13 protein-coding genes are annotated in these 12092 nt (G+C 41.4%); 7 read left to right on the top strand and 6 right to left on the bottom strand.

Translation table 11 applies throughout. The annotated features are described in order from the left end of the window. The first annotated feature begins 54 nt into the window (after positions 1-54). Both AC2SLM_RS04825 and AC2SLM_RS04820 read left to right on the top strand, forming a co-directional pair. Complete coding sequence (locus AC2SLM_RS04825; protein ID WP_486552370.1) at positions 55-858, top strand: dienelactone hydrolase family protein; 804 nt, start codon at positions 55-57, stop codon at positions 856-858. A 190-nt stretch (positions 859-1048) separates the two neighbouring features. Next, the gene (locus AC2SLM_RS04820; protein WP_486552368.1) at positions 1049-1732 is read left to right on the top strand and encodes a CDGSH iron-sulfur domain-containing protein; all 684 of its coding nucleotides are present in this window, start codon (positions 1049-1051) and stop codon (positions 1730-1732) included. A gap of 25 nt (positions 1733-1757) precedes the next feature. Here the strand turns inward: AC2SLM_RS04820 and AC2SLM_RS04815 are convergent, their stop codons facing one another. Next, the gene (locus tag AC2SLM_RS04815) at positions 1758-2624 is read right to left on the bottom strand and encodes a LysR family transcriptional regulator (protein WP_486552367.1); all 867 of its coding nucleotides are present in this window, start codon (positions 2622-2624) and stop codon (positions 1758-1760) included. Positions 2625-2815: 191 nt separating this feature from the next. Here AC2SLM_RS04815 and AC2SLM_RS04810 point away from each other — a divergent pair, with 191 nt between their 5' ends. Both AC2SLM_RS04810 and AC2SLM_RS04805 read left to right on the top strand, forming a co-directional pair. Continuing rightward, positions 2816-3589 carry a glutathione S-transferase family protein gene (locus AC2SLM_RS04810; RefSeq protein ID WP_486552366.1) on the top strand — a complete coding sequence of 258 codons (774 nt, stop codon included), beginning with the start codon at positions 2816-2818 and terminating at the stop codon, positions 3587-3589. A gap of 293 nt (positions 3590-3882) precedes the next feature. Next, positions 3883-4248 (top strand): cupin domain-containing protein, encoded by a 366-nt coding sequence (locus AC2SLM_RS04805; protein WP_486552365.1) that lies wholly within the window; start codon positions 3883-3885, stop codon positions 4246-4248. 73 nt (positions 4249-4321) lie between these two features. Here the strand turns inward: AC2SLM_RS04805 and AC2SLM_RS04800 are convergent, their stop codons facing one another. The 3 genes from AC2SLM_RS04800 to AC2SLM_RS04790 all read right to left on the bottom strand — a co-directional run bounded on the left by AC2SLM_RS04800 (position 4322) and on the right by AC2SLM_RS04790 (position 6243). Then, the gene (locus AC2SLM_RS04800; protein WP_486552364.1) at positions 4322-4936 is read right to left on the bottom strand and encodes a LysE family translocator; all 615 of its coding nucleotides are present in this window, start codon (positions 4934-4936) and stop codon (positions 4322-4324) included. Between the two features lie 115 nt (positions 4937-5051). Continuing rightward, positions 5052-5867: an AraC family transcriptional regulator gene (locus AC2SLM_RS04795; RefSeq protein ID WP_486552363.1), complete on the bottom strand. Its 816-nt coding sequence runs from the start codon at positions 5865-5867 to the stop codon at positions 5052-5054. Between the two features lie 103 nt (positions 5868-5970). Then, positions 5971-6243: a hypothetical protein gene (locus AC2SLM_RS04790; RefSeq protein WP_486552362.1), complete on the bottom strand. Its 273-nt coding sequence runs from the start codon at positions 6241-6243 to the stop codon at positions 5971-5973. Positions 6244-6484: 241 nt separating this feature from the next. On the opposite strand from AC2SLM_RS04790, the gene AC2SLM_RS04785 reads away from it, so the two are divergent. Further along, the gene (locus AC2SLM_RS04785; protein WP_486552361.1) at positions 6485-7342 is read left to right on the top strand and encodes a bile acid:sodium symporter family protein; all 858 of its coding nucleotides are present in this window, start codon (positions 6485-6487) and stop codon (positions 7340-7342) included. Positions 7343-7527: 185 nt separating this feature from the next. On the opposite strand, the gene AC2SLM_RS04780 is transcribed toward AC2SLM_RS04785, so the two are convergent. After that, on the bottom strand, positions 7528-8982 hold the full coding sequence (locus AC2SLM_RS04780) for an alanine/glycine:cation symporter family protein (protein WP_486552360.1): 1455 nt from the start codon (positions 8980-8982) through the stop codon (positions 7528-7530). 438 nt (positions 8983-9420) lie between these two features. After that, positions 9421-11001: an alkyl hydroperoxide reductase subunit F gene (gene ahpF, locus AC2SLM_RS04775; protein WP_486552359.1), complete on the bottom strand. Its 1581-nt coding sequence runs from the start codon at positions 10999-11001 to the stop codon at positions 9421-9423. Between the two features lie 473 nt (positions 11002-11474). On the opposite strand from ahpF, the gene AC2SLM_RS04770 reads away from it, so the two are divergent. Then, positions 11475-11702, top strand: a complete 228-nt coding sequence (locus AC2SLM_RS04770) for an HP1242/YdcH family protein (RefSeq protein ID WP_486540113.1) — start codon at positions 11475-11477, stop codon at positions 11700-11702. Positions 11703-11815: 113 nt separating this feature from the next. Beyond that, positions 11816-12092: helix-turn-helix domain-containing protein (locus AC2SLM_RS04765; RefSeq protein ID WP_486552358.1), on the top strand; the 277-nt coding region annotated here is incomplete at its 3' end.

Here is a 12092-nt window from a genome sequence, read left to right as displayed (position 1 = left end):
ATCGTCACCCCTCTATTGATACTGTATAAAATAAGAAATTACTAAGGAACTATAATGTCATTCTCAAGCAAAGACCCGTCTATAAAAGCCCTTAAAAAACAATACAAATCACTGCTGGTTGGTGCATCAATCGGACTATTAACTTTGGGTGCTAGCCAAGCGGCCTCTGCGATTACCACCAAAAATATCACTTATACTGTCGATAATCAGGCTTATGAAGGCTATTACGCCAAAGCAGATACTCCCAACGCGCCCTTTATATTACTCCTGCATGATTGGGATGGCCTCACCGATTATGAACGCAAGCGTGCCGACATGCTGGCGACTGAAGGCTATAACGTATTAGCCGCTGACCTATATGGGCAAGGCATTCGACCTACCGAATTAGAAGATAAAAAACGCCTTACTGGTGAGTTATACCAAGACCGCAATAAAATGCGTCATTTAATTGCAGCTGCTTTAAATGCCGGTCAGGCACAAGGCAATAATGTACGTGACGGCGTGACGATGGGGTATTGCTTTGGTGGCAGTGCTGCACTAGAGCTTGCCCGTTCTGGATTCCCTCAAAAAGCATTTGTTCCCTTTCATGGTGACCTTGCAACACCGCCCTTCCAAAACTATAACAATACCCAAGGTGAGATATTAGTATTTCACGGTACAGCCGATCAAGTCGTGCCTTTTGAGGACTTCACTACCTTGGGTAAAACGCTTGAAGAAGCTCATGTACCTCATGAAATGATCACCTATAGTGGTGCACCGCATGCGTTTACTGACTTTGAAGCAGAGTCTTATGACGAACGTGCCGATAAACGCTCATGGAATCGTTATTTGGACTTTTTAGAAAAGCTATACCCTTAAATATGCAACTATTAAAGCCATAAAGCATTTGCATTAAGACTTAATCAAAATATAATAAATAATAGTTTATTGAACATTCGTCCTACTCAATGCTAATTCATGGATAGACTTCAGCTGTAGAGCTCGGTCATCTTTTATTCTCTATCTAGCCAGCCAAGGCAGCAGCCTTGGCAAGCCAATAGGAACTCCAATGGACAACAATGATAATAATGTAGAAGTGGTCAAAACTGACGATGCAACGGTTACTTTTGATAGTAACCGCTGCATTCACTCACGCAACTGTGTATTAGGTCGCCCTGATGTATTCGTTCCGAACGTCGACGGAGAATGGATTCATCCTGAAAACGCCTCCCCAGATGAACTGTTAGAGATTGCTCATAACTGCCCTTCTGGCGCCATTCAAGTATTTCATCCTGATGGAACACCGATGGAAACCGCACCGAAAGTGAATACAATTCGGGTGACAGAAAACGGGCCGTCTTATATTCATGCAAAACATAGCGTCCAAGGCAAGGATAATGGCACACGCATGGTGTTATGCCGCTGCGGACACTCGAAGCAAAAGCCTTATTGTGACGGCAGTCATAAAGAGGTTAACTTTGAAGCGACTGGCGAGCCGCCATCTGTTGAAATCAAACTACCAGAAGTGAAAGATGCCAGCGGCGGTGAGCTGCGTATTGAACCGATGAAAAACGGACCAAACTTCATCTACGGTAATGTAGAAGTGGTGACAGGAACAGGTCGCACCATTACCCGTGATACCGAAGTGCATTTATGCCGCTGCGGCCACTCTGGACACAAGCCATTTTGTGACAGCACCCATGTCAAAGTGGGCTTTGAAGCGGATGGTTTTGTGCCACCTGCTAAGAAATAAGGCCGTATAAAGTCTGATTTATTGACTAATATTTCGAGCATATCTCATTCAACTGCGCCCGTCCAAAATTTGGATGGGCATTTGCTGCAACGACCATCTCAATGATCACACTGGGCAGTTTTGGTAAGCTAAAGGGTAAGGGGTTATTATCATCTGTTAATAGCGTCATTTCTCCGCGGCTACATTCTGCCACCACCGTTATACCCTGCCCTGAGCTTACCAAACTTTTTATCGCACCGACACTGTTGGTACTACAAACGACCTGACTGCTTATATTTAATTGACTTAAGCTCTCCACCGCTGCATGGTGAAAATGGCAACTTTTCTCAAACAATATCAGCGGTACACTACCTAAAGCTCTAAACGCCTTTTCAAGTTTATTGCTGTCTCCATTAAATGCCCATACCCCTTGGCTCTGCTCTAGATACTGTCCTGCAACTTTTGACGATGAACGAGAAAGAATCGCCGTATCAATCGTGCCCGCTGCCAACATCTCTTTTAAATTGGTTGAGTTATTGCAATGGATTTGAATGGGCAAGTTTGGTACAACCGATTGTATCGAGTCTATAATCTTGGGTAATATCACCTGTGCGTAGTCATCGGGGCATCCCAATTGCAATGGACGAACAATCTGTTTACTGTCCTGCATCTGACGCATCACATCATCATGAAGACTAATAATATGACGGGCGTAACCCAGTAAAAACTTACCATCCTCAGTTAATTCAAGCCCTCTACCTGCCTTTTGAAATAATGTTTTATCTGTCTGCTCAGCCAGTTTATGCATTTTTTGACTCACCGCACTTTGGCTACGATGCACCTGCTTTGCCGCTTGCGAATAGCTACCCGTCTCTACAACCGCAATAAAGCAGCGTATAGCTTCTATATCCACGTTATTCTCTCTATTTATAGTTAAGACATCTCATCTTTTACAGTAACATAACTTTAGGTGAAAGAAAGATGATGACTTAAGCAAATTGCTAATAGGTGACATTAAGATTTTGCGTTTGTTCAATGACGACAACTGCGACATACTAAAATTCAAAGCTAAAAAGGAATATCCATCACATAAGGAATATGGTCATGAACACACCGCTACTTATCATCGGTAATAAAAACTACTCCTCCTGGTCACTGCGTGCTTGGCTTCTTCTCAAGCAATTTGACATTGAGTTTGATGAGCAGCTTATTCAGTTGTTTGATGCCTCTGCTACCCCAACACTTGCTAAATATTCCGCAACGGGTAAAGTGCCTGTATTGGTTATCAATCCGAATAAAGATACGCCGAATGATAACCAACACATCGCCATTACTGACAGCTTAGCCATTGGTTTATTTGCTAATGATTATCTAACCAATTTAGATATTTGGTCAGGCAAAAACAAATCCGTCCTGAGTAAAGAGGAGATAACGTCACAAAAACAGCGCGCTTATTGCCAAAGTATCGTTGCTGAGATGCACTCAAGCTTTATGGGAGTGCGCAATGAGATGCCAATGAACATTCGGGCAACGGCTAAAATCAATCCAAGCGACACTTGTTTGGCTGACCTTAATCGTATCGAAGATATCTTTGAGCACTGTTTGGGTAGCGACGCTTTTAAGAACAGTGAAAATAACTATCTCTTTGGCGACTTCACCATTGCTGATGCGTTTTATGCGCCTGTTATCTTTCGTTTGAAAACTTATATGCAACATTCAGGGTTAATTTTAAGGGCAACGACTAAACAATATATGGACGTTATGCTAAACAATCCGCATATGCAGCAGTGGCGAGTGGATGCCTTACAGGAAACACGAAAGATTGATAAAGATGAAGCGGGTGAAATATTGTATGTGGAAGGGGCATTGAAGGGTTAGCTGGGTTGATAAACCTCTTTAACATTGACAGGTGGGGATGGTTTTTAAAATATAGGACTGACGCAAAATAAAAATGGACGGCAAATGGTAATCATTGTTATGTGCTGGCGCTTTAAAGACCTCTCAGGCGCTTACAAATGGCTGAAATAGTCTCCATTGTGTCAGCTATCATTAAAAATAATCAAAATAAAGCAAAATACCTCAAATATAATCGATTTAGTGCAAACATAATCGGTTTATGTCAATATGACCGTTAAATAATCGAAATAACTGACCCCTACACTGAGAACATAGTGCCTAAAATAAATATTAAAGAAAAATTCAGCCTATTTGATGAAGTATGGATACCCAAAATCATTGCCGAGTTTAACGGTCAATTGGTAAAAATTGTTAAAGGTAGTGGTAATAGAATATGGCATAAACACGATAACGAAGATGAGCTTTTTATCGTGTTTAAAGGGAAGCTCATCCTACAATTGAGAGACAAAAATATAGAACTTAATGAAGGCGAGATGTATGTCGTTCCTAAAGGTGTTGAGCATTGCCCTTTTGCAGCGCCAGATACTCACTTTATGAGGATTGAATCTGCCAGTGCCGTACATACAGGAAAATTAGTGCATGATACTACGGTTGCTGTTTCAAACCAGCATTGGATTTAGATAGTTGGTTAGAATAATTGGTTTGAATAGTTAGTCCAAACTGGTCAATCAACCAAAATATAACCACCATTTTTTATAACGTCCAAATCGAATTATCAATAATCAACCATATCGCAACGCCTACCAAACATAGCGCATAACTACAATCCAAACGTTTACGATAAGTAGGGCTACTTGATATCTTAGCCAATAACTCACCGACGACTATCCATACTAGATGAAGCGATATATTGAGTATCGCCAACCAAACTATCAAAATGACGATACCATAACCTGCAAACTCTGCATGCGCTTGTGCTGTAAATAACGAGAACATCAAAAACACCATGATCCAGCCTTTACTATTTAACGCTTGCACAATCAGTCCGTCTTTAAACCCCAATAGTTTGGTATTTATATCGGTATCAAGCTTGCCTGCCACAACAAACGTATACGCCAAATATATCAAATACCCTGCCCCTAACAGTTGCATCCAACTCATAATACTGGGATAAGTTTGCACGATTTGACCCAAACCAAAACCCACTAAAATGGTTTGTACAATAAATACTAAATCTATGCCGATTAAAAAAGGAAGCGACCGTTTTAAACCGACTTGTGAACCCGTTGCAGCAAAGGCAATATTTGCAGGACCAGGGCTAAACACTAGGGGAAACATAACAGCGAACCATGCCAAAAATAAACTCATAATCATCCTTCCTAAGACGTTAAAACCAATATCTTAGATGTTTGAGCTATGGATTTATTGTACAAAATTGACAAGATCGATTCGTTTATTGACTGAGGGGGTAAGTACAGAGATTTTAAGTAGATTCAGAATAGCCAAAGTATCTAGAGGGCGCAACGCCATACACTCTACGAAAGTTACGATTAAAATGGCTTTGATCATAGAATCCGCACGCTAAAGCGGTGTCAATATAAGACATTCCTTGAGATAGCATTGATTTGGCTTTTTGGGTTTTAATGAGCAATAGATACTGATGCGGCGTTACCCAGTACAGCGCTTTAAAACTGCGTAATAACTGAAACCGATTGCACTGGGTATACGTCTCTAAATCTTCAAGCGATGGATTACCTTGCCAATTATCACTGATATAAGCCTTGGCCAGTGTCGCACTTTTTATATCGATAGCAGCTGCTTTATCTGGTGCGATGGATGAGCCATATCTTGCAAATAAATTTTCTAGCGCATGCGTTAGTAGCGTATCCTTACTTAAACGCAAACTGCTAAGCTCCAAGGCTTGATGTAGCTGCAATAAGTCTTGGTACAAAGTAGCATCGTTAATAACAGGCGTATCTATTACCGAATTTATCGATAGTCCGCTGTCTGATAGATGAGTAGCTAGATAGGATAAGTCAAAGTAAAACATGCGATAGCGCCAACCACTCTCTACTCCTGCCAAGCCTGTATGCACTTCGCCAGGATTAATTGCAATGATTTGCTGCTCAGGAATGAGCAGGTTCTCCCCTCGATACCAGACGCTCTCTGCCCCAGCTTCAATCACACCAATGGCAAGCTCATTATGCCAGTGTTTTTTGAATTCAAAGTTGGTATAGGTCGCAGACAATAGCTCGATGCCTGAGTAGTCCTCACTCTGCCATAGTTTTGACTGCTCCACTTGACTACCTCTTGTTAGGTATTGCTTAAAATATAGATAATGGAAAAAGGAATTGGTTTGATTATGACAGTATAGTATTGGGTGAGTAAAGTTTTAGGTAAAGCTATGTTCCATCCTTAAATACTTCAATCATGTCCACTTGGATACAATAGCCACTTTTATTGTACTGCCCCTCCCAACTTGATGAGCCATCTTTAGCAATAATACCTCGGCACTGTTTGGTCTCATTATAAATAGGGTAATACGTTTTAATGATGTCATTGACCGTTTTTGCTGAGGCGTGGCTGGCCACACTGATTGACAGCATGGCGAATAATGCCAAAGACACCTTTCTTGATAACCCTTTAATCGATAACGTCTCTTTTAATACTGACATGCCATATCTCTATAAGATAAGTTGTAGATAATTTAATAAATTACGTTAACCGACTGTCTATAGCAAGGTCTATAAACAGTGCTTTGCTCCATTTCATACTCAATCCATATCTATTATCGATAACTGAATAATGAATCATTGGAAGATTCACCATTTACGTTTATGATGAGGTCGTTACACTTTTATTTTCACACTTATGGCTTGCACACCAGTTAGCTACGTTTTTGACAAGGATTGTCTCATGAATCATGCACTCGCTCTGCTGCCATTAGCACTGGCCTATATTATGTTCACCTTGGGTACAGGGCTGACCACTACCGATTTTAAAATCATTGTCAAGCGCCCAAAAGTGTTCTTGCTCGGACTGTTTAGTCAAATATTACTAGTGCCTTTAGTGGCCATAATCGTCGTCACCTTGATGTCACCACCCCCTGCCATTGCATTTGGTATTATGCTAATCAGCTTTTGTCCCGGCGGTGTTACCAGCAATATTCTCACTTACCATGCCAAAGGTAATGTGGCGCTATCCATTGCACTCACTGGCGTGGTCAGCTTGTTATCTGTGATTACCCTACCTATTATGATTACGCTCGCCTTTAATCACTTTATGCAGGACCAAGCCGGCTCAATCAGCGCCTTAAAGATTGGGTTGGTTATGTTTTTAATCACTACCTTGCCGGTCGGTTTAGGTATGTTAGCACGTCATAAATTTACTGACTTTATGACACGCAGAAGCGGCTTATTAAATGGCTTGGCCAGTTTGTTTTTTGTGGTAATCGTTATTGCAGCTATTGCCTCAAACTGGAGGTTGACTCAATCACATATTACTGAAATCGGACTGGAACTGGCGTTAATTATTGCGATTTTGTTTGCATTGAGCTTACTTATTGCCAGAGCGTTTCATCTGATCTGGACAGATGCCAAAACGATTTCCATCGAAACCAGCATCCAAAACAGCACCACGGCGATAACGCTTGCGCCGATTATTATGGGCACTTCTGTGGCACTACCAGTGATTGCACTGCCTGCCGCTTTGTATGGAATACTGATGTATGTTATCGCACTGCCAGTAGTTGCCTATGTGCGTGGCAAACAATAACTCAAGCATCATTTAATAAGTTATCACGGCGATGACGTTGGCAACCGAATTAGACCATACAACATTCCAAAGCAATCAACCGAATGACACTCGCTATTGAAAAACAAAAAAAGCCACCGTAACCACTGTTAAGGCGGCTACGAGGGCTCTATTGTGAAAGGTTGGACGTTAGCAATGAACGCGATTTAAGATTTTTGCTTGAGCTCTTTGGCTTCTAATACGGCCTCTTTACCCCAAGCAGCCAAATCTAAGTCAAGTTTTTCATACTCTTTTGCATCAAATAACGGCACTTTGACACCCGCTCTTAACTGACGGGCGAAGTCATCAAGCAAACGCTTGGCACGTGGGAATAGCATAATCAGTGCCAATAAGTTGGCCAATGCCAATACACCCATTAGTGGATCTGCGAAGAAGAATACCTCTGTTGCTGTTGGCGCAACTGCACCGACGAATAAAATAGCAACCACCACCACACGTAAAATAAAGGTCGCCGTTTTAATATTATCTTTTACCAAAAAGTTAATCGCATTTTCGCCCATATAGTAGTTATACATAATAGAGCTTAAGGCGAATAATAATAGCGATATGGTTAGCACATACTGTGACCATTCTCCAAGCTCGCTAGTTAAGGCCTGTTGCGCTAATACAATACCGTCAATCTCAACACCGGGCTGATACACACCGCTCAATAAAATCATAAAAGCAGTAGCACTACACACCACGATAGTATCAATAAATACAGACAACGATTGCGAGATACCTTGGCTCACTGGATGGGTCGCATAAGCAGTTGCCGCAACGTTTGGTGCTGAGCCTAAGCCGGCCTCATTTGAGAACAGACCACGCTTCATACCTTGCTCAATGGCAACACCAATACCGCCGCCGACCACTGACTCAAACCCAAACGCATTTTTGACAATCATAGTGATTAGTGCTGGCAGTTCCGTGATATTTAGCACAATAATGACTACGGCCATTAATAGGTAAATTAGCGCCATAATAGGAATCACGATGTCAGCAGCTTTTGCAATACGCTTGATACCGCCAAACACAATAAACCCGCCAGCGATAACCAAAATGATACCTGAAATCCAGCGTTCAATACCAAAGCTTTCTAACGCTGAGCCTGCCACCGTGTTGCCTTGGAATGCCACAAAGCCAATTGAGAATGACAATAATAATGACACCGCATAGATAACTGCTAGCCATTTATACTCACGACCTAAGCCGTGCAAGATATAGGTTGCTGGACCACCACGGAAGTTGCCTTCATGGTCTTTGCGCTTATACAGCTGCGCCAAGCTACATTCGACAATACTGGTCATCATACCGATGGCCGCTACTGTCCACATCCAAAACACCGCACCTGGACCCCCCAGTGAGATAGCAACTGCGACACCAGCGATGTTACCACCGCCGACACGCCCGCCGATAGAGACCAATAGTGCCTGACGCGCTGTAATACCACCTTCTCCGACTTCATCGCTGCGGAATACCGAAAACATGCGTTTAAAATATCTAATCTGTGCAAAATTACCGACTATCGTAAACAATAGCCCAAAAATGATGAGCATCGGGACAAGCGACCACCCCCATGTCAGATCACCCACTTTGCTAAAAAATGCTTGAATTAACTCCATCGTATTCTCATTCCTTTTAAAGTAAACCCTGCATCTGGTTAGGCCATAGACACACCATCAAATTAAAAACGCCATCAATGAGAGTGCATCAGATACAAGACAGTCAAGTGAATTTGGACACCTAGACCTTTAAACGAGCTGCTTAGCATTTATAATAAATGGCTTAATAGCACAGTTAATAGACACGTTTATCAGCGGTGCGCTCAGTTCTGGGGGTATATTCTAAAGCAAAATAGACGCTAAGATTATAGAAATTAAAATTAAAAACAGATAACTACTTAAGTATCGTAAGTTGACCAAATCAATTAAAACTAAGGCGATTAAGCTCAAATAAAAAAGCCAGCCTACACTACTGTAGGATGGCTTTTTAAGTCGTTCAATATTAAATCATATTAGTACATACAAATGATTTAACAGTAGGCTAATAAATCATGCCAATTATTGCATCACAAGGTATTCAAATGCTGATAACGCCGCTTTACTACCCTCGCCCATTGCAATGTTGATTTGCTTAAACGGTACGGTAGTCACGTCGCCCGCAGCAAAGATACCTCTGCGGTCTGTTCGGCAAGCTTCATCAATTTCAATTTCGCCAAAGCGGTTAACATCGACAAAACCTTTAACAAACTCAGAGTTTGGTACCAGACCAATTTGCACGAATACCGCCGACAATTCTTGCTCTTTGGTTTCGCCGCACGTGCGGTCTTCATACACAATGGATTTCACTTTACCGTCAGCTGCTTTAATTTCTTTGGTCGCCGCTGAGGTAATGATGTTAATGTTTTTAGTCTCTTTGGCTTTATTAATCAATACTTGGTCCGCTTTTAAGCCGTCTGCGAACTCAAATACTGTGACGTTTTTCACGATACCCGCTAAATCTAATGCTGCTTCGATACCTGAGTTACCGCCACCGATAACCGCGATGTCTTTACCTTTAAAGAATGGGCCATCACAGTGTGGGCAGTACGCAACACCGCTACCGATATTTTCTTCTTCACCAGGGACGTTCAGCTTACGCCACTGCGCACCGGTGGCGATGATGATACTGCGGGTCTCAAACTGCTCACCGGTATTTAGATGAATGTTGTAGTTTTCATCTTCAGTTTCAGACAGCTGTTTAACGCTGACGTGCTCTTTGATATTAATGTCGTACTCTTTAAGGTGTTTTTCAAAGTTAGCTGACAGCTCGTTACCTGTGGTTAAAGGCACAGAGATTAAGTTTTCAATTGCTTGAGTATCTTTCACCTGTCCACCGATACGGTCAGCAATGATAGTAACTTTTAAACCTTTACGTGCGCTATAAATCGCTGATGCTACGCCTGCTGGACCACCACCAATCACGGTAACGTCTTGACGCTCTAGCTGCTCTTGGTCATCGGCACTCGCCGCATTCAATAAATCTGGGTATTCTGCTTGTAGCTTATCGATAATGCGAGCCGTGTCCACTTTACCATTTAAGAAAGGCTTGCCATTCAAAAATACCGCTGGTACGCCTTGAATATTGTTGGCTTCGACTTGCTCTTGGAACAAGCCACCATCAATCATCTCGTTACTAATGCCATCATTCAATAACGCAAACTGGTTAAGCGCCTGCACCACTTCCGGACAGTTGTGGCAAGACAGAGACACATAAGTTTGGAACTGTAATGGTTGACCAATACGCTTCACCATCTTTTGAATACTTTCATCAAGCTTTAGTGTGTGACCGCCGGCTTGTAAGATGGCTAAGATTAGCGACGTAAACTCATGACCGCCTGGAATACCACTAAATACGATACCCGTTTCATTATTAACATCATCGCCTTCGCTTGTAATCTTGAAGCTGATTGGGCTTGGTAGACTGTCGTCAGTGTTGCTCTCATCAAACTTAATCTTGTCGGTTGTTCCCGCAATTTTGGTCAAGAAATCAACCAGTTCGGCACGTTTTTGATGCTCACCGGCACCAATAACAAAACTAATAGGGCGAGTCATTTTTTCACTATAGCTTTTTACCGCATCTAATAAACTTTGGTCTAACATATCGAACTCCTCATTCGGGGCTGTTATCTATATCAATGTTCTAAAATAGGGAATAAATACGATTTAATTGATGGTTGAATAATTATTGTTGCATTAGTTGCTCACTAAGCAGCGTAATGGCAAGTAAATAAAGGATTACTGATTAGCTTATGTCTTTATTATCGGGGCATAGGCGCAAAACAACAAGCGTATAAAGCTGAATAATATGATTGATAAAACTGAACTATTATAGAAATTAGTTTTGTAATACTTATTATTGATAAAAACTGACACCATTTATACTTTTTGACAGGTAAATTGTAAGTTAAGCCAAAACTAAGTGTTTTTGCCATGGTCAACACTTGATATTTTGGGTACAATTTAATGAGAAGGTAATAAAAATAAATATACTTTCTCTTTGATGGGTAATCTACTTAATGCTCCTTATGCTACCCATTTGATTTATGTAACCCAACCCTAAAAAGGATAATGATATGTTCCATGAACATCGTGATTTAATTTCTGAGCTTAAGAATACTGACACTCATTTCCAAAAAATGTTCAAAGAGCACAACGACTTAGACACTGAAATCGATAAGCTTGAAAATGATGTGGTTAAGTCAGCAAGCCGTGAAGACGAAATCGATGAAATGAAACGTCGCAAGCTTGCACTAAAAGACGAGATTGGTCGTTATTTAGACGAAAAAAGCAAACAGAAGTAATGCGATAGCATAATTTGCCTGTTATAGGCGATAAAGCCCCCTCTTATAAGAGCGGGCTTTATTTTTATCTATTGTCCCGTCCTAAAATAAGTTTACGAAAAGGAAGCTTATAAATGGACAAAGCAGAAAGATCAAGGGTTAAACGAACACAGAAAGATTACACACTCGGCTTTAAATTAGCTATTGTAGAGCAAGTAGAAAAAGGCGACATGACCTACAAACAAGCCCAAAAGCACTATGGCATACAAGGACGTAGTACCGTCCTAACTTGGCTTAGGAAACATGGTACATTAGACTGGAATACACCGCCAAAGAGCCTAAGAATGCCACACAAAGAAACCCCAGCCCAAATCATAAAAAGACTTGAGCGACAACTGGCTGATGAAAAAA

Source organism: Psychrobacter sp. CX16, assembly GCF_057396245.1.
The sequence above is the reverse complement of the archived record's forward strand: the minus strand, read 5'-3'. Positions and strand labels throughout refer to the sequence as shown.

Bases quoted from the DNA above. Each gene is read 5' to 3' on its own strand.
- AC2SLM_RS04785 (WP_486552361.1), top strand. From the start codon at position 6,485: ATGAATCATGCACTCGCTCTGCTGCCATTAGCACTGGCCTATATTATG.
- ahpF (WP_486552359.1), bottom strand. From the start codon at position 11,001: ATGTTAGACCAAAGTTTATTAGATGCGGTAAAAAGCTATAGTGAAAAA.
- AC2SLM_RS04780 (WP_486552360.1), bottom strand. From the start codon at position 8,982: ATGGAGTTAATTCAAGCATTTTTTAGCAAAGTGGGTGATCTGACATGG.
- AC2SLM_RS04770 (WP_486540113.1), top strand. From the start codon at position 11,475: ATGTTCCATGAACATCGTGATTTAATTTCTGAGCTTAAGAATACTGAC.
- AC2SLM_RS04790 (WP_486552362.1), bottom strand. From the start codon at position 6,243: ATGTCAGTATTAAAAGAGACGTTATCGATTAAAGGGTTATCAAGAAAG.
- AC2SLM_RS04800 (WP_486552364.1), bottom strand. From the start codon at position 4,936: ATGAGTTTATTTTTGGCATGGTTCGCTGTTATGTTTCCCCTAGTGTTT.
- AC2SLM_RS04810 (WP_486552366.1), top strand. From the start codon at position 2,816: ATGAACACACCGCTACTTATCATCGGTAATAAAAACTACTCCTCCTGG.
- AC2SLM_RS04820 (WP_486552368.1), top strand. From the start codon at position 1,049: ATGGACAACAATGATAATAATGTAGAAGTGGTCAAAACTGACGATGCA.
- AC2SLM_RS04825 (WP_486552370.1), top strand. From the start codon at position 55: ATGTCATTCTCAAGCAAAGACCCGTCTATAAAAGCCCTTAAAAAACAA.